This is a genomic window from Streptomyces sp. NPDC048718 (assembly GCF_043198875.1).
In the GTDB taxonomy this organism is placed as follows: Bacteria; Actinomycetota; Actinomycetes; order Streptomycetales; family Streptomycetaceae; genus Streptomyces.
The window spans coordinates 208,028-230,741 of sequence record NZ_JBICVG010000001.1 but is presented as its reverse complement, the minus strand read 5'-3'; the positions used below and the strand labels follow the sequence as shown (position 1 = coordinate 230,741).

Annotated in this window: 25 protein-coding genes; 15 read left to right on the top strand and 10 right to left on the bottom strand. The window is 71.5% G+C overall.

Features of this window, described 5'->3' with window-relative positions:
• The first annotated feature begins 280 nt into the window (after nt 1-280).
• From ACGFRB_RS01120 to ACGFRB_RS01090, 7 genes are all read left to right on the top strand, one after another.
• The gene (locus ACGFRB_RS01120; RefSeq protein ID WP_363002191.1) at nt 281-655 is read left to right on the top strand and encodes a BlaI/MecI/CopY family transcriptional regulator; all 375 of its coding nucleotides are present in this window, start codon (nt 281-283) and stop codon (nt 653-655) included.
• Nucleotides 652-1,563: a M56 family metallopeptidase gene (locus ACGFRB_RS01115; RefSeq protein ID WP_393237353.1), complete on the top strand. Its 912-nt coding sequence runs from the start codon at nt 652-654 to the stop codon at nt 1,561-1,563. The genes ACGFRB_RS01120 and ACGFRB_RS01115 overlap by 4 nt, the downstream gene beginning before the upstream one ends.
• 105 nt (nt 1,564-1,668) lie before the next feature.
• Nucleotides 1,669-2,163 (top strand): GNAT family N-acetyltransferase, encoded by a 495-nt coding sequence (locus ACGFRB_RS01110; protein WP_393237350.1) that lies wholly within the window; start codon nt 1,669-1,671, stop codon nt 2,161-2,163.
• Nucleotides 2,164-2,833: 670 nt separating this feature from the next.
• A complete protein-coding gene (locus tag ACGFRB_RS01105; protein ID WP_363002185.1) occupies nt 2,834-3,820 on the top strand; it encodes a class I SAM-dependent methyltransferase in 987 nt (328 codons plus the stop codon).
• Nucleotides 3,821-3,896: 76 nt separating this feature from the next.
• A complete protein-coding gene (locus ACGFRB_RS01100) occupies nt 3,897-4,337 on the top strand; it encodes a transcriptional repressor (protein WP_363002183.1) in 441 nt (146 codons plus the stop codon).
• A gap of 124 nt (nt 4,338-4,461) precedes the next feature.
• Nucleotides 4,462-5,505, top strand: a complete 1,044-nt coding sequence (locus ACGFRB_RS01095) for a LuxR C-terminal-related transcriptional regulator (protein ID WP_393237346.1) — start codon at nt 4,462-4,464, stop codon at nt 5,503-5,505.
• Between the two features lie 213 nt (nt 5,506-5,718).
• Nucleotides 5,719-6,783: a helix-turn-helix domain-containing protein gene (locus ACGFRB_RS01090; RefSeq protein WP_393237343.1), complete on the top strand. Its 1,065-nt coding sequence runs from the start codon at nt 5,719-5,721 to the stop codon at nt 6,781-6,783.
• Nucleotides 6,784-6,923: 140 nt separating this feature from the next.
• Here the strand turns inward: ACGFRB_RS01090 and ACGFRB_RS01085 are convergent, their stop codons facing one another.
• Both ACGFRB_RS01085 and ACGFRB_RS01080 read right to left on the bottom strand, forming a co-directional pair.
• A complete protein-coding gene (locus ACGFRB_RS01085; RefSeq protein WP_393237340.1) occupies nt 6,924-7,133 on the bottom strand; it encodes a hypothetical protein in 210 nt (69 codons plus the stop codon).
• Nucleotides 7,134-7,403: 270 nt separating this feature from the next.
• Nucleotides 7,404-7,535: a hypothetical protein gene (locus ACGFRB_RS01080; RefSeq protein WP_393237338.1), complete on the bottom strand. Its 132-nt coding sequence runs from the start codon at nt 7,533-7,535 to the stop codon at nt 7,404-7,406.
• Between ACGFRB_RS01080 and ACGFRB_RS01075 the strand changes: the two genes are divergently transcribed.
• Nucleotides 7,534-8,586 (top strand): LuxR C-terminal-related transcriptional regulator, encoded by a 1,053-nt coding sequence (locus ACGFRB_RS01075; protein ID WP_393237335.1) that lies wholly within the window; start codon nt 7,534-7,536, stop codon nt 8,584-8,586. The two genes, ACGFRB_RS01080 and ACGFRB_RS01075, sit on opposite strands and share 2 nt — an antisense overlap.
• 315 nt (nt 8,587-8,901) lie before the next feature.
• Here the strand turns inward: ACGFRB_RS01075 and mshA are convergent, their stop codons facing one another.
• The 6 genes from mshA to asnB form a co-directional block, all read right to left on the bottom strand.
• Nucleotides 8,902-10,203 carry a D-inositol-3-phosphate glycosyltransferase gene (gene mshA / locus ACGFRB_RS01070; protein WP_393238185.1) on the bottom strand — a complete coding sequence of 434 codons (1,302 nt, stop codon included), beginning with the start codon at nt 10,201-10,203 and terminating at the stop codon, nt 8,902-8,904.
• Nucleotides 10,204-10,630: 427 nt separating this feature from the next.
• Nucleotides 10,631-12,196, bottom strand: a complete 1,566-nt coding sequence (locus ACGFRB_RS01065; RefSeq protein WP_363002173.1) for a class I tRNA ligase family protein — start codon at nt 12,194-12,196, stop codon at nt 10,631-10,633.
• A 33-nt stretch (nt 12,197-12,229) separates the two neighbouring features.
• Complete coding sequence (locus tag ACGFRB_RS01060) at nt 12,230-12,976, bottom strand: SDR family oxidoreductase (RefSeq protein ID WP_361226470.1); 747 nt, start codon at nt 12,974-12,976, stop codon at nt 12,230-12,232.
• A gap of 145 nt (nt 12,977-13,121) precedes the next feature.
• Nucleotides 13,122-14,225 carry a PrpF domain-containing protein gene (locus tag ACGFRB_RS01055; protein WP_393237331.1) on the bottom strand — a complete coding sequence of 368 codons (1,104 nt, stop codon included), beginning with the start codon at nt 14,223-14,225 and terminating at the stop codon, nt 13,122-13,124.
• Nucleotides 14,226-14,426: 201 nt separating this feature from the next.
• Nucleotides 14,427-14,954, bottom strand: a complete 528-nt coding sequence (locus ACGFRB_RS01050) for a hypothetical protein (RefSeq protein ID WP_393237328.1) — start codon at nt 14,952-14,954, stop codon at nt 14,427-14,429.
• A 157-nt stretch (nt 14,955-15,111) separates the two neighbouring features.
• Complete coding sequence (gene asnB / locus ACGFRB_RS01045) at nt 15,112-16,920, bottom strand: asparagine synthase (glutamine-hydrolyzing) (protein WP_393237325.1); 1,809 nt, start codon at nt 16,918-16,920, stop codon at nt 15,112-15,114.
• Nucleotides 16,921-17,076: 156 nt separating this feature from the next.
• Between asnB and ACGFRB_RS01040 the strand changes: the two genes are divergently transcribed.
• Complete coding sequence (locus ACGFRB_RS01040; RefSeq protein ID WP_363002165.1) at nt 17,077-17,817, top strand: PIG-L deacetylase family protein; 741 nt, start codon at nt 17,077-17,079, stop codon at nt 17,815-17,817.
• A 16-nt stretch (nt 17,818-17,833) separates the two neighbouring features.
• Here ACGFRB_RS01040 and ACGFRB_RS01035 read toward each other — a convergent pair whose 3' ends face one another.
• Nucleotides 17,834-18,211, bottom strand: a complete 378-nt coding sequence (locus ACGFRB_RS01035) for an ATP-binding protein (protein WP_393237322.1) — start codon at nt 18,209-18,211, stop codon at nt 17,834-17,836.
• A complete protein-coding gene (locus ACGFRB_RS01030; RefSeq protein WP_393237319.1) occupies nt 18,208-18,417 on the bottom strand; it encodes a hypothetical protein in 210 nt (69 codons plus the stop codon). The genes ACGFRB_RS01035 and ACGFRB_RS01030 overlap by 4 nt, the downstream gene beginning before the upstream one ends.
• 117 nt (nt 18,418-18,534) lie before the next feature.
• On the opposite strand from ACGFRB_RS01030, the gene ACGFRB_RS01025 reads away from it, so the two are divergent.
• From ACGFRB_RS01025 to ACGFRB_RS01000, 6 genes are all read left to right on the top strand, one after another.
• Nucleotides 18,535-19,386, top strand: coding sequence for a helix-turn-helix domain-containing protein (locus tag ACGFRB_RS01025; RefSeq protein WP_393237316.1), 852 nt, complete (start codon nt 18,535-18,537; stop codon nt 19,384-19,386).
• Entirely contained in the window at nt 19,367-19,642 is a 276-nt protein-coding gene (locus tag ACGFRB_RS01020; RefSeq protein ID WP_393237313.1) for a DUF397 domain-containing protein, read from the top strand. The genes ACGFRB_RS01025 and ACGFRB_RS01020 overlap by 20 nt, the downstream gene beginning before the upstream one ends.
• A gap of 51 nt (nt 19,643-19,693) precedes the next feature.
• Nucleotides 19,694-19,969, top strand: coding sequence for a DUF397 domain-containing protein (locus tag ACGFRB_RS01015; protein ID WP_393237310.1), 276 nt, complete (start codon nt 19,694-19,696; stop codon nt 19,967-19,969).
• Nucleotides 19,970-20,233: 264 nt separating this feature from the next.
• Nucleotides 20,234-20,971, top strand: coding sequence for an alpha/beta hydrolase (locus tag ACGFRB_RS01010; RefSeq protein WP_393237307.1), 738 nt, complete (start codon nt 20,234-20,236; stop codon nt 20,969-20,971).
• 223 nt (nt 20,972-21,194) lie between these two features.
• The gene (locus ACGFRB_RS01005; protein ID WP_393237304.1) at nt 21,195-21,458 is read left to right on the top strand and encodes an acyl carrier protein; all 264 of its coding nucleotides are present in this window, start codon (nt 21,195-21,197) and stop codon (nt 21,456-21,458) included.
• Complete coding sequence (locus ACGFRB_RS01000; protein ID WP_393237301.1) at nt 21,455-22,657, top strand: enoyl-[acyl-carrier-protein] reductase FabV; 1,203 nt, start codon at nt 21,455-21,457, stop codon at nt 22,655-22,657. The genes ACGFRB_RS01005 and ACGFRB_RS01000 overlap by 4 nt, the downstream gene beginning before the upstream one ends.
• Nucleotides 22,658-22,714: the final 57 nt, after the last annotated feature.

The window sequence follows — 22,714 nt, the reverse complement described above, 5'->3', positions numbered from 1 at the left end:
GGATCACCGAACTGGCCAGAGAAGGGACCGGATCATCAACTTCCCTTGTTTCCCGGGCACTCCAGCGCCAGCCTGACACTCACCCGAAGACACAGACCGAGCACCTGCCGGAGGAGCACAAGCTCCGCCGAACCGGGCAGACCAGGGACACAGACCTTCGCGCAAGGGCGCCGTTCCATGAGGGCAGTCATTCCCTGATCGTACCCCCAGGGGGTATACCTGGTCGGGTTCGGCGGCCCTACGATGAGCCGCCCGTGAGCGGGAGCGGGAGGGGATGCGCGTGCGCCGGCTGGGAGAGCTGGAGGCGGAGATCATGGACCGACTGTGGAGCTGGCAGCGGCCGGCCACGGTCCGGGAGGTCGTCGACGACATCAATCGGGGGCGCCGGGTCGCCTATACGACGGTGATGACCGTCGCCGACATCCTCCACCGCAAGGGCTGGCTACGCCGCGAGAAGACCGGCCGGGCCTGGTTGTACGAACCGGTCCGCAGCCGCGAGGAGTACACCGCCGGGCTGATGCAGGACGCGCTCGGCGACAGCCTGGACCGGCCGGCGGCGCTGCTGCGGTTCGTGGAGACCATCTCCGACGAGGACATGGAAGCGCTCGACGCGGCCTTGCGCTCCGCGCGGCGCGGAGCGGGCGAGGAACGATGAACCATCACGTCCTGCCCCCGCTCGCGTTCGTCCTGTGCACCGGACTCCTGGTGCCCTGGCTGCTCGTCCGGGCCCGCTGGGCCCAGCAGGTGCCGAGGCTGGCGCTCGCGGTGTGGGCGGTGAGCGGAGTGCTGTTCGCCGGGTCGGCGGCACTGCTGCCCGCCCAACTGATCCTGCCGAGCAATGCCGGACACCAGTTGAGCGACACGCTGTTCACCTTCAGCCTCCCGCGCGCCGACACCCTGACGCGACTCGGCGCGCAGGAGGGCGTGGCGGCGGCGGTCGCGCTCGCCATCGCGTCCGTACCGCTGGGCGCCTTCGCCCACGCCCTCGTCCGGGCCCGGCGGGAGCGGCTCCGGCACGCGCGGGCACTGAGTCTGGTCGGACGGTACGACGCGACGCTGCGCGCCACCGTCCTGGACCACCGGCGCCCGGCCGTCTACTGCCTGCCGGGCCGGGTACGCCGGGTCGTGGTCTCCTCCGGTGCCCTCGACACCCTGACCACACCGCAGTTGGACGCGGCGCTCGCGCACGAGCGGGCGCACATCGCGGGACGGCACCATCTGCTCGTGGCGGCGGTGGAGTCCTTCGCGACCATCTTCCCGCACCTCCCGCTCGCCCGGCACGGCCGCACCGCCGTACCGCTGCTGCTCGAAATGGCCGCGGACGACCGGGCGTTGCACCGCTGCTCGCGCGACGCCCTCGCGACGGCGCTGTACGCGCTCGCCTCCGGAAAGGCCCCGACCGAGGCGTTCGGCGCGGGCGGCCCCTCGGCCGCCCTGCGCATGCGCCGCATCCTCGCCCCGCACAGCAACGGGCACCCGATCCTCTGGGGGATGCTCACGATCGCGTCGGCGGCCCTCGCGGCGGCGCCCCTGATCATCGCGTGCTGCTCGTTCCCGAATTGAATACTAAGGGAATTCGTAGATTTGACATCGGCCACGCCTGCTCGAATTCCCGGCTATTGTGGGGGAGTTGGCGCTCGGCTCGGCACGTCGGAGGGTACAAAACCAATGCAGCTGGTCGACGTGCGAGGGGCGGAGGCCGCCGAGGCGACGAAGATATCCAGACTGCTCGCCGACTCCATTCGGGACAGCTACACCGAAATCCTCGGAGAAATCCCCACCCGGCGCCTGGTCTCCACACAATGCTCACTTCCCCGCATCCGCGCCGAAATTGAAATTCCCGGCGGCGCCCCCGGCTGGCTCGGCTGGCTGGTGGCCACGGGCTCCGACGACGAGCTGCTCGGCGTGGTCGCCGGTGGCGTTCCGGTCCCGGGCGAGGGCGAGGTCTACGCCCTCGCGGTGACCCCCGACGCCCGAGGCACCGGAATCGGCGAGGCCCTCCTCACCGCGGCCAGCGCCCGCATGCGCGCCTTCGGCGCGACGGAACAACGCGTCACCCTGGCCAGCGACCAGGACCCGGCCCTCCCCTTCTACGCCCACGTGGGCTTCACCCCGCTGCCGCCGACCCGCCTGACGGCGATCCGCCTGAGCCGAGTGATCTAGCCGAGGGGGACCACAACAACCCTCCCCCCTCCATCCCCCTTCTTTCCCTTACCCCGCAACCCCTCAGCCTCAGCCGCACCCCGCAACAGCCACCCCCACCCGCCTCTCCTCCCCCACCCCCTCCCACCAGAACACCAAGGGACGCCCCTCCTCCCCCTCCCACCCCAGCGGGGCGGGGTGGTGCGCGCGAGACGGACGGGAGCGGGGGCCGGGGAGGGGGTCGTGTTCGGAACGTAAAGCGTGATTTGTGGCGCGGAAAAAGAACGCTTCACGCACTACAAAGGGCTCCGCGCCGTAAATCATGCAGTGCAGAACACGAGCCCCCGGACCGGCCCACGCGCACCCACCACGAACCCCCCAGCGCACCACCCCGCACCCGCGCTCCCACCGCCTCACCCCACCACCACGCGCCGCGCCTCACACCACACCGCGCCCCCACACCGCGCGCCCGCACCCACGCCACCCCCAGCAGCGCGCCGCGCCCCGCGCCTGGCAGAGACACGCCATCGCGTGTTCACGCCCCTCGATTCCCCTGGAATCCCCTTCCCTCCCCGTCCACGATGGTCCAAGCGGCGTGATCCCGGCGGCACGGGTTCCCCGCTCGGACGGCATGGACCGGCGAGCCCCTGGAGGAGCGATGCACACATCAAGCGGCACTTCCCTGTCCGTCGTGTCTGCCGTGCCACTCGTGCCCGCGGTACTCACGCCGGTCCTGCCGTCCCGATACGAGTGCCCGCCCCCGACCGCTCACCCGCACCAGAGCCCCCACCCGAGCTCACACCAGACCCCCCACCCGAACCGCACCGCCCTCCACCACCCGCACCTCCCCACCCCCCTCCCCCTCGAACTGCCCGCCCCCGGCGCCGGCGTCCGGCTGTCTCCCGACACTCTTCCCGGTCTGGAGTCGGTCGCCGCCGGCGACGAGGATTCGGTCTGGCTCCGCGACGCGCTCCTCGGCCCGCACAGCGCCGACATCGTCCGGTTCCTCGGTCTCGCCCGGTCCATCGGCGGCCCTGTTCTCGATCTCGGCTCCGGCGCGGGACGGCTCGCCGTCCCGTTCGCCCGGCACGGCTTCGCCGTGGAGGCCGTGGACCGGGACGGCCCCGCCCTGGAGCGCCTCGAGAACTGGGCCCGGCGCATCGGCCCCCAGGTCGCCGAGCTGATCGTGACCACCAGGTCGGACCTCACGGAGCTGCGGCTCGCGGGCGACTACCGGCTCGCGCTGCTCGCGGGCACGATGGTCTCCGCCGTCGCGCCGCACGCGCGGCCCCGGCTGCTGCGCGAGATCGCTTCGCATCTGGGGGCGGGCGGAGCGCTCGCGCTCGACTACACGTCGCATCTGGTGTCCGGTCTGATCGCGGAACCGCGCCGGACCTGGGCTTTCCAGGTACCTCGGTTCGACGGGATCGACGAGTGGGTGGTGGCCCGGCAGGACTTCGATCTGTCGTCGATGCGCGAGCGGATCACGTACTACTCGACGCGGACCGGAAAGGCGTCGGCGCAGCGGGTGGTGCAGAGCACCGAGAAGTGGATCGTGGACGGTGACCGGCTGGCGGCGGATCTGCACGCGGCCGGTCTTCATATCGAGGGCCGGCGGCGGCATCGGATCGACGAGCGGACGGAGAGCGTTCTGCTCGTATGCCGGACAGACGACTGAGACAGTCGCTGACGGCCAAGGCAGCCGGGCGGTACGATGCCGACAAAGGTTTGGGCCGACCAGGTGGGCGGGGAACATGGCAGTCGTGGAAGACCTGACGGGCCGCGAGGCGGTGATCCAGCGCCTGCGCGATGTCGGCCTGCGAGTCACCGGCCCGCGCCTGGAGGTGCTCACGGTCCTCGCCGCCGGCGGCCATCTCGATGTCGAGGCGATCACCGCGACCGCGCGTGAGCATCTGGGGACGCTGACGAGCCAGGCCGTGTACGAGATGCTCCGGCACTTCCAGGAGACGGGTCTGGTCACCAAGTTCGACCGGCCCGGGATGCCCGCCGTGTTCGAGATCTCCGGTCCGCCGCACCAGCACGCCCTGTGTCTGTACTGCGGCCGGGTGGAGAACGTGACGGCGACCGCCCCCGCCCCGCCCCGCGGCAGCCTGCCGGAGTGGCGGGTCAGTGACGCCGAGGTGGTTTTCAAGGGCCTGTGCCCCGATTGCGCCGCTAAGACGCCCACGCGCTGAGAGCGCGTGAACACCGTGCGGCCCGTTCGATTGTGTGGCAGGGTCTAGCGGGGCGTTTCAACGGGATCGACGTGATCCGAGGGGAGTCTGCTGCGCCGTGTCCAAAACCTCCGCGGGTGCACGCATGGGTGACGACCAGGCCCTCGCTCTCTACCAGGAGCTCCGCGGCACCCCGGGTGAGACATTCGACGGCGCCGCCGCCCGGCTGGAGCTGACGGAGGCCGAACGGGAGCACTGCCGCGCGGAGTTGGTGGCCCTGGGCCTGATCGAACAGGCCGCCCCGAGCGCTCCCACCCCCGCGCCCACCCCCGCCGGCCCGACCGCCTCCGCGACCACCCCCACCGTGGTCCCCCCGGATGTGGCCCTGCTGCGGCTGCTCCAGCACGAGCGTGACCGCCTGGAGAACCGGCTCGCCGAGACCAGCCGCGCCCAGACCACACTGGAGACCCTGGCAGGACCGTTCCTGCGGGCCGGTCTGGAGCCGGCCACCGAGGTCGCGGTGGAGATCGTCGACGATCCGGCCCGGGTACGCCGCGAGCTGGCGGAGGTGACGACGTCCGTACGGAACTCCGTCCAGTCGATGCTGACGGGGTCGGTACGGCGCGAGGAGATGGCGTACGAGCTGGACCGCGACCACGAACAGATCGAACGCGGCGTCGCCATCCAGGCGATGTACAGCCACCGGGTCGCCCAAGTACCCGAGATGAGTCAGCACCTGGCGGAACGCTCGGCGCTCGGCGTGGAGATCCGGCTGTCGCCGGTCGTCCCGATGAACATGGTGCTCGCCGACGAGAGCTTCGCGCTGCTGCCGACCGATCCGCGCGATCCGGAGTCGGCGGCGATCCTGGCCCGGGGGCCGGGCCTGGTCCGTTCCTACCGCGCCCTGTACGCGTACTGCTGGCAGGCGGCCACCCCGTACGGCGAGGAGGAGCCGCTGGAGACCGGCGGCGACGGGCTCACCGAGCAGCAGCGGGCCGCGCTGCGGATGCTGGCCTCCGGGGTGAAGGACGAGCAGGTGGCCCGCAATCTCGGGGTCTCGCTGCGCACGGTCAGCCGGCTGATCTCCGAGGTCATGCAGGAGCTGGGCGCCGCCAGCCGCTTCGAGGCGGGAGTGAAGGCGGCGCGACTCGGCCTGCTGGACGGCGAGCCGGCCGACCAGTCCGCCTGACCGCCCTCCGCGCCCCCACGCCATCCACCCCGCCCCCGCCCCCGGCCCCACGCCCACGGTCCACACCGACCCCCGCCCCCGCACCCCCACCCTCCCCCGTACCGGAATCCACACCCGTACCTCACCTCACCCCACGCAACTGGCCTTGTCCTCCGCGTAACCTGACGGTTTCGATATCCGGACCGGATCGACGACGAGCGGGGGAGCATCGCCATGAGTGCCACGAGTACGACGGGTGAGGGCACGGGCGCCGGCGGGGCGGACCGCCGTCTGGTGCCCCTCTACCAAGAATTGCGCCGGCGCGGGGTGTCGGACTTCGCGGAGGTGGCGACCTCGTTCGGGTTCACGCCCGAGGAGTACGAGCGCTCGCGCGCCGAACTGGTCACCCTCGGGCTGATCGTCCCCACCTCGGGGACCCACGCGGCCCACCCGGCGCCCCAGGACGCCGCGTTGCGGCCGGACACCGACACGGTCGCCTCGGTCGGTCCCGAGATCGCGCTCCTGCGCGCCATCGACCGGGAGCGGGCGCGGCTCCGGGAGCATCTGGCGGAAGCGGACCGGGCGTACAGCACCCTGGAGACGCTGGCGGCGACCCTGCTGCGGCCGGGGTCGCTGGCCGGTGCCCCGATCCAGGTCGAGGCGATCACCGACTACCGCCGCATCCAGCAGGCGTTGGAGGACATCATCGACGCCACCCAGCAAAACTCCTGCTCGATGTATCCGACCGGCCCGGCCCGGCAGGACCCCGAGCGGATCCTTCGGCGCGACCGCCGCAAGCTGGACCAGGGGATGCGGATCCGCGCCATCTACCGCAGCCGGGACGCCACCCTTCCGGAGTCGGCTGACGTCCTCAACCGGCGGGCGGAGCTGGGTGTGGAGGTCCGGGTGGCGCCGGAGCTGCCGCTCACGATGGTGATCGCCGACGACCAGTACGCGCTGCTCCCGCTCCGGCCGGACGCGCCGGGCGAGGGGGCGATCCTGGCCAGTGGGCCCGTGCTGGTGCGGGGGTTCCTGAGCCTCTACGAGCACTGCTGGCACACGGCGGCGCCGTTCGGGGACGACGTGGCGCCGGAACGGGGCGGGGACGGCCTCTCGGGGCAGCAGCGGAACGCGCTGCGTCTGCTCGCCGACGGCATGAAGGACGAACGGATCGCCCGCCACCTCGGGGTCTCGCTGCGCACAGTCAGCCGGCTGATCTCCGAGGTCATGCAGGAACTCGGGGCCGGCAGCCGCTTCGAGGCCGGGGTGCGCGCGGTGCGCCTGGGCTGGCTCGACTGAACACCCTTTACACAAAAGCCCATTCATCCACCCCGGAAAGAAAGCGAAGGGGTGCGCGGACATACGAATTCCCCGCGATCACGATGGAATGATCGCGGGGAATTCCTTCCTTGAGCGGCTTGAGCGGCCGAAGGGATACGTCAGCCGGCGCGAAGCGCGACCGCGGCCTGCGGGGCCGGCCAGTCGTCCCCCTCGCCGGACTGCCGCCGCACCCCGGCGCGCGTCCCGGCGCGCACCCCGCCACTGCGGTTGACCAGGGCCGGATGCCTCACGACGGCCGAGGGGGCCATCGGTGCGCCGGCGAACCGGCGAGCGGCCCGGCGGGGTCCGAATACGTACTCGACTGACATGTTTCCTCCAGGAGTGGGGGTGTGAATGCGCCTTCCTTCGGGGGTCCGTGCCGCCGGACTCTCCCTGAAGGCCTCCCAATTCTGTCGACGCTCCACTACCCGATCCAGAGAATAGCGATGCGTGGTCCCGCCATGGCGCGAGTGCGTCAATGCGACGACAAATGAGGGAAGTTGGGAAAGTCGTCGAGGAGTACCAGGGCCAGATTGACGGGACCCGGATGACGGGTCCCGTCCACCCCTCCCGGAGGACTCCCCCGCCCCACCCAAGGATTAGCCTGACGGTCCGGATCCGCCCAGGGCGCGCTCCGGCCGGCCGACGGCAACGGCGACGGCGACGGCGACGGCGACGGCGGCCGTCGCGAGGGCCGGAACAACCACGAGGGGCGAGGGGGACCACTCCATGAACGTGACGGACGGCGGCACACGGAACCGGGACGACCAGCGACTCGTCACCCTCTACCAGGAGTTACGAACGCGCGGGGTGTCGGGATTCGCCGAGGCCTGCGCCCAGGCGGGGATCTCCCCGGCGGAGTACGAGCGGTGCCGGGCGGAACTGATCTCCCTCGGGCTCATCGTGCCGACGGGCAGCGCGCACGCTCCGATCAGCGATCTGCGCGACGCCGCGTGGCGGCCGGACGCGGACACGGTGGCCGCCGTCGACCCGGAGATCGCCGTGCTCCGGCTGCTCGACCGCGAACGGGAGCGGCTGCGCGCGCACTTGGCGGAGGCCGACCGGGCCTACGGCGCGCTGGAGACCCTGGCGGGCGACTTCCTGAAGAACGGCGCGCGGCACCGTCGCGAGACGGTCTTCGAGGTGATCACCGACTACCGCCGTATCCAGCAGACGCTGGAGGACTTCACCGACACCACCCGGGAACACGCCTGCTCGATGCACCCGGCCGGGCCCAGCCGGGAGGTACCGGAGCGACTCCTGGAGCGGGACCGGCGGCGCCGGGAGCACGGGGTGCGGATCCGGGTGATGTACGAGGCCGAGGACGCGACCCGGCCGCACATCGCCGAAGTCCTCAGGGAGCGGGCCCGGTTGGGCGTGGAGGTGCGGATAGCGCCGGTCATCCCGATGAACATGGTCATCGCCGACGAGCAGTTCGCGCTCGTACCACTGCACCCCGAGGCGCCCCGCGAGGGCGCGATCCTGGCCCGCGGCCCGCTTCTGGTCCGCTCGCTCCTCCACCTGTACGAGTACTGCTGGCACGCGGCGACGCCGTTCGGGGTCACGGGGACTCCCGACCGGGGCGGCGACGGCCTCTCGGAACAGCAGCGGGCGGCGCTGCGCATGCTCGCCTCCGGCATGAAGGACGAGAAGATCGCCCGAGGTCTCGGGGTCTCCCTGCGCACGGTGAGCCGGATCCTCTCCGATCTCATGCAGGAACTGGGCGCGTCGACCCGATTCGAGGCGGGCGTGCGGGCCGTCCGCATGGGCTGGATCGACTGAGAACAGCGCCGGACTTCCCCGCGAACTCGCTTATGAATAAGCCCTTTCCGCTCTCCTCATCACCCTCATCGCCGCGAATCGAATATGCCAGTCGGCCAGTTGCCGGACCCGCCGAGAGGAATACGCCCCGGCCCGATCGCGACAAAGGCGACCGGGCCACGGAGTGGCCGTACCGCAGCCGTACCGCAGTCGTACCGCCATCACGCGACTGCGGTACGACGACCGATCGACCTCAGCGCCCCAACACCTCTCCCCCCGAAGGGAATCCAGCACAACCCGATCCCCCTCCAACCTTTGGCTAGACCAAAAGAGGTGCTAGGCTCGCACCACGGTCTTCTCGTTCCTCCAGGAGAGAGAGGCCGGCGGGGCAGGGGCGTGCCGCCGCCCTTGCCCCACCCCCCGCGCGTACCACTCCCGTCGTCCCGCCAGCGTCCGCTCGTAGACCTCGACCGTCCGCGCGGCCGAGGTGCGCCAGCTCATCCCCGACGCGTGCCGCACCGCCGCGTCCCCCATCGTCCGTACCGCCTGCGGATTGCGGGCCAGCCACAGCAGCCGGCGCGCGTACTCCACCGGGTCGTGGCCCCGTACCAGCATCCCCGTCACCCCGTCCCACACCGCCGTCGACAGCCCGCCCACCCCGGCCGCGAGCACCGGCGTCCCGCACGCCTGCGCCTCCGCCGCCACCAGGCCGAACGACTCCGAGCGCGAGGGCACCACCAGGACGTCCGCCGCCCGGTACCAGTCCGCGAGCCGGGCCTGCGGCACCGGCGGGCACGGCAGCAGGACATCGGCGACGTCCAGCTCCTCGGCGAGCCGCCCGATCTCCCCCGCCCGGCTCGCCCCCGAGTGGCCGCCCACCACCGGCACGATCAGCCTCCGGCGCAGGTCAGGGGCCATCCGCAACAGCTCGTCGATCGCCCGCACCAGGATGTCGGGCCCCTTCAGCGGCTGGATCCGCCCCGCGTACAGCGGGATGAACGCGTCTTCCGGCAGCCCGAGCCGGGCCCGCGCCGCGCGCCGCCCGTCGGCCGGCGAGAAGGTGTCGAGCGCCACGCCCGGCCGTACCACCTCCGTACGCGCCGGGTCCGCGCCGTACAGCAGCCGCAGCGCGTCGGCCTCGTCGTCCGTGTTGGCGATCAGCCGGTCGGCGTCGCCGGTGACCAGCCGCTCGCCGTGGATCCGCGCCTCCGGCTCGGGGGTGTCGCCGGCGGCGAGGCTGGCGTTCTTCACGAGGGCGAGGGTGTGCGCGGTGTGCACCAGCGGGACGTCCCAGCCGAAGGCGGCGATCCGCCCCGCCTGCCCGGACAGCCAGTAGTGCGAGTGCACCAGATCGTAGCGGCGCCGCTCCTTGAGCAGCGCCATCGAGAACTCCACCACCAGGTCGGGCATCGCCTCCTTGGGCAGCTCCTCGCGCGGCCCGGCCTCCAGATGCCGCACCCGTACACCGGGGGCGAGGTCCACGAGACCGGGCAGCCCCTCGCCCCGGCAGCGGGTGAAAAGGTCGACCTCGACGCCGTGGGCGGCAAGAGCCCGGGACAGCTCGACCATGTAGACGTTCATCCCCCCGGCGTCGCCGGTACCGGGCTGGTGCAGCGGGGAGGTGTGGACGCTGAGCATGGCGACGCGCAGAGGGAGCGGGGACACGGGAACTCCTGTGGGGAGGGTCGCGCGGCACCGCGCGGGGCGGGCGGACGCGCGACGGGTGGGGACCGGCGGCGGTGTGCGGACGGCGGAACAGGAGGTGCGGGTGGGGCAGGAGGTACGGGCGGTACGGGTCGAGTACGGGCGGTACGGGGAAGATACGGGGGAGGTGCGGGTGGGGCAGGAGGTACGGGCGGTACGGGGGATGCGCGGACGTACGGGTGGGGATTGGGGCGGACCCCGGGGGCGGCTCTTCCCCCGAGGCCCGGACCCGAGGCCCGAGGCCGCGGTGTGGTGGGTGCCTTTGGTGCGGTACGTGTCGTGCGTCGTGGCGCCGCTCCGGTGGGTTCGAAGTACGCGACTTCTTAGCGGCTTAGAAGTCGGCACCCGCGTAAAGGACCGGCTAGAACCCGAAGACCGGCCCCGACGGCGGCGCGAGCCGCGTCCCCGCCGCCGGCGGCAGCAGCGACGACCAGTCCACCGGCCGTCCCGGCTCCGCCTGGAGCGCCGCGGCCAACCGGTCCGCGCCCTCCGGCATCACCGGCCGCGCCCAGGCCGCGAGGGCCGAGGCGACCGCCAACTGAGCGGCGAGCGCCCGGTGATGACCACAGTCGGTCGTCGGCCGGCAGCGTTCGTGCGCGTTGACGTAGCCGAAGTCGGCCACCGAGCGGACCATCTCGTCGAGGATCGCGACCGCGCGCCTCGGGTCGAAGGCGTCCGGGCCGTACGCCTCGCGCAGGTCCTCGATCCCTCGGCGCAGCCGCCGTTCCAGAACGTGCCAGCCGGTGCCGCCGGGCAGCGCCTGCGGGGCGCGCCCGTCGCACTCCTCGCGGACGGCGGCGAACAGCCGGCCCAGCCAGCCGTTCCAGTTCTCGTCGAGCTCCTGGCGGGCGGCGACGAGCCGGTCACGCTGGAAGACCGTGCGCCGGCCGTGCGGGCGGGTCTGGAGGACATGGCGGCGCAGGCTGTCGGAGCCGTACTCGGTGAGCAGGTCGAGCGCCCACACGCGGCCCTCGCCGATGCCCTCCTCCACCACGTACGACTCGTTGACGTCGAACTCCTGCGGTAATTTGACGTCTTGGGCCAGCAGGAGCACCGGCAGCAGGACGGCGTGACAGAAGGAGTGCCCGAAGCCGGAGAAGTGCAGGGCGCGGCGCGGCAGCGGGCCGGTGACGTCGTAGCCGAAGAGGTGCATCGCGGCGGTCTCGAAGCAGGCGTCGATCCGGTGCTCCGGGAAGCCCTCGACGGGGACTGGCAACCCCCAGCTCGCCGGGTGGCCGACCGCGATGTCCGGCAGTCCGTCCTCCACCAGCGACTCGCACAACGCGGCGAGCCGAGGCGGGAGTTCGACCATGTCCCAGTAGCTCGACAGCTGGTCGCGGAACGGCTCCAGCGGGATGTAGAGCCGGCGGCAGCGCTTCGCCACGGCCGGGGTGTCGCAGGTCGCGCAGCGCGGCGCGAGCAGGTCGCCGCCGTCGTTGGGGCGCGCGCACTCGTGGCACATGCCGGCGTCGCTGACCGCGCCGCAGTGCGGGCAGGTGCCGGTGGCGTGGGCACCGTGCAGCCAGCGCTCGCACGGTTCGCAGTACGGCAGGAGCCGGGTGCGCGGCGCGATCACCCCCCGCGCGTACAGCCGGCTGAACAGGTCCCGCACCCAGCGTTCGTAGCCTCTGTCCTTGCGCGGTCCGACGATGTGGTCGAACTCGACTCCGGCGCGCTGCCAGTCCGCGACCATCGCCGCGCGGTAGCCCTCGGCGACCTCCTCGGGCTTGCGGTGGTGGCGCAGCGCGCGGACCTCGACGGAGCCGGCGTGGTCGGCGGTGCCGGTCGTGAACCGGACGGCCTCGCCGTCCGCGCGCAGGAAACGGGTGAGGACGTCGGCCGCGACGTACGGGCCGGCGAGGTGGCCGATGTGCAGTTCGCCGTGGGTGGCCGGAGGGGTCGCGGTGATCCATACGGGGGTGTTCATGGGACCTCCTTGACGCTGGCGTGCGGTGGTGCTTCAGCGAGGTTCGAAGTGGAAGGAGCGGATGAAACAGTCGCGTGGCTGCTCGACGGCGTAGACGACGCACTCGAAGAGCGCCTGCGTGGTCAGCTTTTCGTCGGGCGCCAGGCCGTCCGTCTTCACGCCCTCCCATTCCGCGAAACGCGGATCGGAGGTGGAGAAATCGGGCGGGTAGAGCGAGAACACCCGCACACCGCTCGGCCGCAGCCGGCGGGAGAGGATGTCGGCGAAGCCCGCCTGGGCCGACTTCGCCGTCCAGAAGGCCTCGTGTGCGACGGACGCGGTGGCGGCGGACGCCCCCTCGGCGTCCCGCACCGCGACCATGTTGACGATGTCCGGCCGCGCCGAGCGGCGCAGCAGCGGCAGGAAGTGCTTGACCATGAGGACGGTGCCGCCGGCCGTCGACTCGATGGTCTCGACGATCGACTCGTCGCTGGCGGACTCCAGGTCCATGCCGTCGAGCCAGCGGGCGCCGTTGTTGACCAACAGGTCGACGTGGTCGGTGTGTTCGCCGACCTGGGCGGCGAACTCCCGGATCTCGGCGGGCCGGCTCAAGTCGCAGCCGAACGCGTGGATGCGGTCGCGGGCCGAACCCATGACTTCCGTGCGCGTCCGTTCGGCGGCTTCGACCGTCCGCGCCGAGACGTAGACCTCGGCCCCGAGATGGGCGAATCCGATGGCGAGCGAGCGGCCGAAGTAACGGGACGCCCCGGTCACGACGACCCGCAGATTCTCGAATGACATGGGTGCCTGATCTCCCCCCACGGATCATGGATCCACGGAATCGGATGCCGGATGCCGGACGTTGCCGGTGGTCGGGCTGGCGTCGCCGGTCGCATGCCAGCCTGACAGAGGAATCAGGATCAACAGTGGCCTCATGGGTGCGCGTTCACGCCGTTGCGTGGATACGCCAGGGCAGGTCGAGCCGGGCGATCGGGCGGGCCCGCTTGTCGTGCACCCGTACGCGGTCGGGCGCGGCCGACACCCTGACCGGGCCGCCGGGCGTCGTGACGGCCCCGACGGGCCCCGGCACGACCGTCCCGGCCAGCGCCCCTGCGGCGGCGAGCGCCGCCGCCCCGGTGAGCGCGAGCCGCGGATGCCAGCCGCCGACGGTGAGCGCGCGGACGGCCAGGCCGGTGCCGTCGGGGGTACGGGAGAAGGCGGCGATCTTGGGCAGCGGAGAGAGCGGGGACCAGGGTGCATAGCCGAGCAAGCGGGCGGCTTGGGCCCGGAGTTGGAGCATGCGGGCGCGGCGCGGCGGGTCGGCGGGCGGGAGGTGGCGGGCGTCCACGAACACGTACGGATTGCCGTAGCGCACGATCGACACCGGCACCCCGTCGATCACGTCGACCGGGCGGCCGGTGGGGAGCGTGCCGGGGGCGGTGGGCGGGCGCAGGAAGTCCAGGGTGTACGAGCCGTCCGGCGGGGCCCCGGCGGCCCCGCCCTGCGGGAGCACGTCCAACGGAGCCCCGGTGGCACCCTGCGGGAGGACGCGGATCGTGTCGCCGGTCGTCAGGGCGCGCACGGTGACGGGGCCGGGGCGGGAGCCGGGGGCAGCCGGGCCGTACTGCCGCACCTGCCGCACCTCCTGATCCGCGACGACGCAGGCGAGGAGCGAGTGTCCGCAACCGGTCCGGAAGTCGAAGCTTCCGTCGGGCAGGGCCTGCACGAACCGGTAGTCCAGGTCCGCGCCGGGGTGCGCGGAACTCCCGTACACCGCGATCTTGTTGAGGTCGCGGTACGGGGTGCGGGCGAGCGCCCCGCGCAGCCCGGCCAGCTCGCCGGTCAGGGCGAGGGCGCCGGCGGGGAGGTGGTCGAGGGGCAGGACGAGGGTGGGCCCGGGGGCGTCGTCGGCGCGGACGACGTACGCACGGACGTACCCCGGGGAGGACCCGAGGGAGGGCCTTCGGGAAGGCCGGGCGACCGCCCTGCGGACGGTCCCCCGCTCACGCACCGCCGTGGCACCGGCGGCCACTGGTCCGGTCTCTTCCATACAACCGCCGATCACTCACTTGCCGTTGCGACGAGGAAGGCCGGAAGAGCCGGGCCCAGGGGAGCCAGGAGGAACGGGAGGACCAAGAGGGCCGGGGCGCCCGGCAGGCCCGAAGAGCCTGCCGAACGCGGTCCGGCCCCCGCTCACTGATCCGCCTGATCCGCCTGATCCGCCTGATCCTCTTGATCCAGAAGGCGGACCCTAGCCGGTGACCTTCACGGTCCAGTCGCACTCGCTGATGATGTGGAACCGCCGCGTGCCCGCCCCGTGCTGCGCCACGCTCTTCTCGCCGGACTTCCCCATCTCGTTGACGAGCTTGTTCTCCTTGCCGGAGGCCTTCTCGAAGATGATGAAGTTGCCCTTTCCGTCGACCGCGCCCATCGTCCGGGCGCAGTCGTAGGTGTAGGACACCGCCCAGTCGTCTCCGACCGTGAACTCGCCCGTTTCCTTGACTCCGGTCCCCTTGAGCGTGAGCACCGTGGTCGGCTCGGCCTTCTTCGTGGGCGCGGGCGTCGTCCTCGGCGACTCCTCCGCCGACGGCGAGGCCGGTCCGCTCGCGGACGGGGCGGCCGTCTTGCCATCGGTGCCGCCCTTGGCGCCCTCGGCTGCCTTGTCGCCGCCTTCGCCCCCACAGCCGGAGACGACGGCGACGCACGTGGCGGCGGCCAGCAGGACGCCGGCCCCCCGCCGGAGCCGACGATTCTTCGTATATGCGGTGAACACCCGCATCCCCCCAGTTCATTCGATCGCGCATTTCACCTCGGCCGACCCGCCGTGTGTGCGCACACATACGCGTGCGGCGACACCGCGAGAGCCGACACCGCCGCAGCTTAAGTCCCCGGGGTGACAGCAGCCGGATCGAGGGGGCGGGCCTGCGGCCTCGGACTCAGGCCGCACAGCCCACCGGGATCCGCATGCCCTGCACGACCTCCGTCCACAGCTCGTGGACGGCCAGCGCCCACAGGGTGAGCGCGGCGTGCTGGTTCGGGCGGGCCAGGTGCCGTTCGAGGAGCCGCTGGACCCGGTCCGCGCGCACCTTGCCGCCGAGCACGAGGCGGGCGGGCGACAGGAGTTCGCGTACCGGTTCGAGGAGCGGCCCGCCGGGCGCGATCATGGCGGCGATGGGCAACGTGAACGGCTGCTTCGGCCGGCTGCGCACCGAAGCCGGCAGCAGGTCCGCGCCGGCCTCGTACAGGGCCCGCTTCCCGTACCGCGCCTCGGCGGGCAGCTCCCGCGCGTGCGCGACGACGGACGGCTGGCAGAACGGCATCCGCGCCTCCACCGCCCACGCCATCGACAGATGGTCGACGCGCCGCAGGTGATAGGCGGGCAGCCGCCACCGGGTCTCGAACGCGCTCGCCGCCGCGACCCGGTCGGTCCCCGCCGCCTCCGCCGACCGCAGTTCCTGCTCGATCCGGTCGGCCGCCGAGCCCTGTTCGGCGATGTAGGCGGCGTACCCCGGGGTGTACAGGTGCTCACGCAGCAGCCGGGGCGCCGCCGACAGCGCGTCCGCGTAGGCGCCCGCCCAGTCGAGGCCGGGCGGCGCGGCGACGGCCGACCGCATCCGGTCGTACCCACCGAAGAGTTCGTCCGCCCCGTCCCCGGTCAGCGCGACCGTGAAGCCGCTCTGCCGGACGGCCCGGAAGAGGGCATACGTGGAGAGCGCGATCGGGTCCGCGTTCGGCTGCCCGAGGTGGCGCACGGTCCGGGTCAGCAGCGACGGGATCTCGGAGGGGGCGACGACCACCTCGTGGTGCACCGTACGGGCCCGGCGGGCCACCGAACGGGCGTACACGGCCTCGGAGTCGGGCCACTTTCCCCGGTAGGTGAGATGGAAGGAGTGCAGCGGCGGGGCGTCCATCTCGCGGGCGTACTCGGCGGCGAGCGCCGTGACCAGACCGGAGTCGAGACCGCCGCTCGTGACCACGCACACCGGCATGTCGGCGGTGGCGAGCCGGCGTACCTCGTGCCGCAGGACGTCCTGGGTGTCGCCGACCGGCCGGGGCGCGGTGTGCGGGGCGCGGCGCCGGACGACGGGCGTGCGGCCGGGCCGTACGACGGCCGTCGCGCCGGGCGGCAGGACGGTGATGCCGTCGAGGGCGGTCTGCGCGGTGTACGGGGTACGGGTGGCGAGCACGCTGTCGAGCGCGTCCTCGCGCGGGGCGATCCGCACGCCCTCGAAGGCGAGCAGCGCGGGGATCTCGGAGGCGAAGCGGGTGGAGCCGCCCTGCGGATCGTGATGGACGTGGACCGGCTTCATCCCCATGTCGTCGACGGCCAGGACCAGTTGAGTGCGGCCGGGACGCAGATCGAGGACGGCGACCGCGAACATGCCGTCCAAGTGCTCAGCGAAAGCAGGCCCGTACTCCGCGTACAGCGCGGGCAGCAGGGTGCCGTCACACCGGTCGGGGAAGCGGTGGCCGCGGGCGACGAGCGCGCGACGCAGTGAATCGTGGTTGTAGATCTCGCCGTTGAGGACGGCGAGGATGCCGGGGAGGTGCGGCAGTCGGTAGGGCTGGCGCCCGCCGCACGGGTCGGTGACCGCGAGCCGGTCGCAGCCGAGCGACCAGCCGGGGCCACTGAGGATGTGATGCTCGTCCGGACCACCGTGCCGCTGGCGGCCGGAGACCGCCGCGAGTTCGGCCGGGTCCGGGCGGTCCGCCCCCGCGGCGAAGGAGCCGAGGATCCTGCACATGCCGGTCGCCTCCGGATCTCTGTTCCGTTCCCACACTCACGCGTCGAACCAATAATTTGAATGTACCAACTTTTTGGATGGCGCGTAAGTGCCATGTCCGGTTCACGCCAGCGAGATGACCTTGCGAGGCCTCCGGGGCCCCAACAGGCTGGCCTCATGGAGGACTTCGCGCTCGACCCGACGATCCGTTCCGCACCCGAGTCCCTGCTGGTGGTGGCAGCCCACCCCGACGACATCGAGTTCTGCGTGAGCGGCACCGTCATGCAGTGGATCGCCCGGGGCACCCGGGTCACGTATTGCATCGTGACCGACGGCGACGCCGGCGGTTACGACCCCCGACTGCCCCGCCAGGCCATGGCCGACCTGCGCCGCGCCGAACAGGTGCACTCCGCGAAGGCGAGCGGCGTCGCCGACGTCCGCTTCCTCGGCTACCGCGACAGCTTCGTGGAGGCGAGCGTCGACCTGCGCCGCGATCTGTGCCGGGTGATCCGCGAGGTGCGGCCGCAGCGCATGATCATCCCGTCCCCCGAGATCAACTGGGCCCGCGTCGCCGACCTCCACCCCGACCACCGCGCCGTCGGCGACGCTTCCCTGCGCGCCATCTACCCCGAGGCCCGCAACCCCTTCGCCCACCCCGAACTGCTCAAGCAGGAGGGCCTGGAACCCTGGATCGTCCACGAGTTGTGGCTGATGACCGGGCCGACCCCGAACCAGTACGTGGACGTCACCCCCGTCTTCGACCGCAAGGTCGAGGCCCTGCGCATCCACACCTCGCAGACGGCCCACTTCGACGACCTGGCCGGCCTGTTGCGCGACTGGCTCACCGAACACGCGGTGGCGGGCGGCCTGCCGGCGGGCCGGATGGCGGAGGCGTTCCAGATCGTCCACATCGACTGAGTCCGGGCCCTCCTGTTCACCGGGCGGGTTCCCGCACCCCCGCCGGGGCGCCCAGCTCACACCACACCGTCTTCCCGGACGGCCCCTGCTCGACCCCCCATTGCAGGGCCACCGCGTCCACCAGCGCCAGCCCCCGGCCCGACTCGGCCCCCGGCGCCGCCTCGCGCAGTATCGGCCAGGCCCGGGGGTCGGGGTCACTCACCCCGACCCGCAACCGCCCGGTGGGCGACGCCACCACCCGCACGGTGACCGGAGTCCCCTCCCCCACGTGCCGGATGACATTGGTCAGCAACTCGCTGACGCACAGCCGCACATCGTCCCCCTCGAACATCCGCCGCACCTCCCCCACCGCCTTGGGCAGCGCGAGAAGTTCGAGCGCGAAGGGCAGCATCATCCGTCCGCCGCCTTCTTCAACACCTCGGTGAGCCGCCGCGCGTTCCCGACCGTGCAGTTGCCGAGCGCGACGAGCGGCGGCCGCACGGCCGCCCCCGCGAGGGTGACGACGTCCACCCCGAGGGAGGGGAGCGTGATGCCGTGCGCGGCGAGCGCGGCACCCAGTACCTCAACGTGGGCCTGGGTGTCTTCGTTTTCTTCGACCATGAGGGTCAGATCACCTTTCGTTGCGTCGTGTGACGAACGCCTCACAGCCTGCTGTCTTGACCTCTACCTTGGAAGCGTTTCCCGCTCCACGACATACGGTGCGAAAGGCGGTCACCGGTGGCTACGCGCAAAGAGATCGACGGTTCGGCTGGAGTCCCGCAGTTCTACGGGAAAGAGCTGCGCTACAAGAGGGAGGAGGCCGGCCTGACTCTGGAGAGGCTGGTCGACGGCAGCTTCTACGGCATCACGATCCTCAGCGAGATCGAACACGGCAATCGCAGCATGCCGATCGAGCTCGCCCGGCACGTGGATCGTCGGCTGGGGACGGATGGCTTCTTCGAACGGCGGTGTGACGAAGCGCGCGAGGCACGGCTGAAGGGCCACGCCCCCTACTTCGAGGAAGTGCTGGAAGCGGAGAAGCGGGCGTTGGTGATCGAGGAATGGTGCAATGTCCTCATCCCTGGCCTGCTTCAGACAACCGCATACGCGCGAGCGGTCATCCATTCCACACACCCGCTCGACACTCCGGAAGAGGTACAGACGAAGATCGAGGCTCGACTGAAGCGGGCGAAGCTCTTCGAGAACCCCAAGGTGCCCGAGTACTGGGTCGTCCTCCACGAGTCACTGGTACGCCACCCCACACTCCCGCCTGTGGAAATGGCCGAGCAGCTCGACCACATCGCCGACCTCGCACGACGCGGCCGCATCACTCTCCAAATCCTGCCGTGGAACACTCCCACGCGCCCCTTCATGGCCCTGCCCTTCAAGTTCATGGACTTCAGCGAGGAACCGCCTTTCATGTACACGGAGGGGCCGTACCACGGTCAGACGATCGACGATCCGGCCCTCGTGAAGAAGTACCGCAAGGCATACGATCGACTGAGGGCCGCCGCCTTGCCGCCGGAGGCGTCCCTCGCCCTGATCGAGCAGGCGGCTGAGGACTACCGACATGGCCAGCAAGGCACTTGACCTGTCCGCAGCACTCTGGCGCAAGAGCAGCTACAGCAACGGCGACGGCGGCGATTGCGTGGAAGTAGCCGAGGGCTATGCCGTCTGGCGCAAGAGCAGCTACAGCAACTCCTCCGGCGGCGACTGCCTCGAAGTCGCGGACGACGCGTCCCCCGATCTTGTCCCCGTCCGCGACTCCAAGCAGGCCCACGGCCCCATCCTCCTCATCACCGCCGCCGCCTGGACCCCCTTCATCACCTCCCTCAAAGTGAGCTGAACAAGGTCGCGCCAGGCGCGACACCCACGTCGGCGAGAGGAAGAGATCGAAATGGCAGACACCCGAATCGACTTCAGTGTCGCGACCTGGCGTAAGAGCAGCTACAGCAACGGCTCAGGGGGCATGTGCGTCGAAGTAGCCGAGGGGTACGCCGCCTGGCGCAAGAGCACCCACAGCAACACCTCGGGCGGCGACTGCCTCGAAGTCGCGGACGACGCGTCCCCCGGCCTCGTCCCCGTCCGCGACTCCAAGCAGCCCCACGGCCCCATCCTCCTCATCACCGCCGCCGCCTGGACCCCGTTCATCACCTCCGTCAAGGCGAGCTGAACAAGGTCGCACCAGACGGCCCGGGCCGCGTTCCGGCTCCGTGGCACCCTCCACGGAGCCCGCACCCGCGCCCACACCCCCACCCTCGCGAATACCTGTTGGTGGGCCACGGCCGTCGCTGCTACCTTTCGGGAGGCCGTGCGAGAGAACAAGGAGGTGGTACCCGTGAACGCAGTTTCGACATGGGTGCTCCCCTCCGGGGTCACGGTCGGGCGATAGGTCGTCCGGGAGCGCCATTCAAGAGCACTCCCGAAAGGCACGACCATGGACTTCACTTCCGAGCAGCGTTTTGACGACGGCGTCCTCGAACGCTCATTCGCCCTCGGCGAGATCCCCGGCATCCTCTGGACACCCGCATCCACGTCCGCACCGGCGCCGCTGATCCTCATCGGTCACCCCCCGCTCGGGCTGGACAAGATCTACCCCCGCCTTGTGGCGCGGGCTCGCTACTACGCGGCGGAGTTCGGCTTCGCGGCGGCGACCATCGAACTCCCCGGCAGTGGCGTACGGCCCCGTTGGGAGGCCTCCGAGCAGGCCCGAGCGGACCTGCGCCGGGTCATGCAGGCCGGCGAGCCGGTCGGCGCCGAGATCGTCGATGCCCTTGTCCTGCCGCTGGTCGAGAAGGCCGTCCCGGAATGGCAGACCGCCATGGACGCCCTCCTCGCGCTGCCCGAGATCGGCGGCCCGGTCGGCTTCGAGGGAGGAATCATCTCCATCGGCATCCGGCTGGCGGTGGTCGATCCGCGCATCGCGGCGGCCAACCTGTTCGCCGGGAGTCTCGTGCCCGGGGTCATGTTCGAGGAGGCCCGCGAGGTCACCATTCCGCTCCAGGTCCTGCTTCAGTGGGACGACGAGGGGAACGAACGGCAGGAGGCCCTGAACCTGTACGACGCCTTCGGATCCAAGGAGAAGACCCTGCACGCCAATCTCGGCGGGCACGCCGGCGTACCGGAGTTCGAAGTCGAGGCCGGGGCCCGGTTCTTCGCCCGCCACCTGAAGTGACGCCGGGCCGCCCTCGCCAAGGCGGCGCCGGGCGTTAGCCGGGGCGGCGGGCCGGGACCACCCTCATCGAGGACAGGTCCCGGCCCTCCTCGCCTCCGCACACCGCAGGCCCTGCCGACTCGGCAGGGCCTGCGGTTTCCGACGTCCACTTGCTCCCAGGCGACCCTCTGCGGGTAGCCGCGTGCGCGCCGACGCTCCGACCGGGCAGTGAGGGGCGGTGTCAATGACGGAGGACACAAGGACCGAGCGGCATCTCCGTGACGCGTTGTCGCTGATCGCTGACGGGACCGTCGATACGCTCCCCGAAGACGGGCGGCTGGAACAGGACTTCGGGATCGACAGCCTGGCCCTGGCCGAACTGGTGACCGAACTGGAGCAGCGGCTGTCCGTCACCATCCCGGACGAGGAGACCGGCCGCCTCCGCACGATCGCGGACCTGCGCGGGCTCCTCGCCCGCCTCGTACCCAGCGGAACGGACACGCCATGAGCACGCGCCAGATCGAACCGAAGCAGCGGGGATTCCTCATCGTGAACTCCCACCCCGAGGGCGCCGCCGCCACCGTCCGCCGTACGTGGGAGGAGATCCCGGCGCGCACCGACGGCCGCGAGCCGGTCGCGCTCGTGTTGGGACACTCCGCCGGGTACGGCCTGGCCACGCTCCTGGCCGGACTGCGGCAGCATGGGATCCGCGGCGTGGGTGTCGCCTTCGAGGGAGCGGACAACGGGCGGCGGACCGCGACGGCCGGCTGGTACCGCACCGGGGCCGTCGCCGACCTCGCACGCGAGGCCGGACACGACGTCCGCTTCGTCAACACCGATGCCTTCTCCGACGAGGGAAAGACGGAGGTGCTGGACGCACTGGCCCAGCACTACGGGTCCGTCGACTACCTGATCTACAGCCTCGCCTCCCCGCGCCGAACCGACCCGGCGACCGGTGTCACCCACCACTCCGTGATCAAGCCGCTCGCAGCCGCCTACGAGGCCCCCGCGCTCGACTTCTCGGGCGCCGAGCCCGCCGTGTCCCGGATCCGCCTGGAGCCCGGCACCGAGGAGGAGAAGCGGGCGACGGTCGCCGTCATGGGCGGTGCGGACTGGTCCCGCTGGGTCGACGCCCTGCACGAGCGCGAGCTGCTCGCCGACGGATTCACCACCGTGGCACTGACGTACGTCGGTTCCGAGGTCACCGCGCCGGTGTACCGGCAGGGCACCATCGGCGCGGCCAAGGAGCATCTGGAGGCGACCGCCCGGGAGCTGGCCACATCGCCTGGGGTACGGGCGGCCGACGGACGGGCCTTCACCGTCGTGGCCGGTGCCGCCGTGACCCAGGCGTCCAGCGCCATCCCGTCCATCGCCCTCTACACCGCCTTCCTCCGCACGGTCTTGGGCGACGACGCGTTTGTCAGCCCGGCCCGGCAGGCCATGGATCTGTGGGACCAGCTGGAGGGCCGCACACCCCTGCGGCTCGACGACGCGGGCCGGATCCGCCTCGATGGCTGGGAACTCGACGACGAGGTCCAGGCCCGGGTGCGGGAGCTTTGGGAGGACCCCGACAGTGGCCTGCTCAAGGCACGGTCCGGCGCGGAGTGGTTCATGAGCCAGGTCCGAGAGCTCTACGGATGGGGAGTCGAAGGCGTGGACTACGGCCGGCTGGTGGAGACCGACCCGGCCTGGCCCGCACGAGGATGACCCATCGCCGAGGGCGACTTGCTGTTGCACTGAGACCGTCAACCAGCAAGGAGAGAA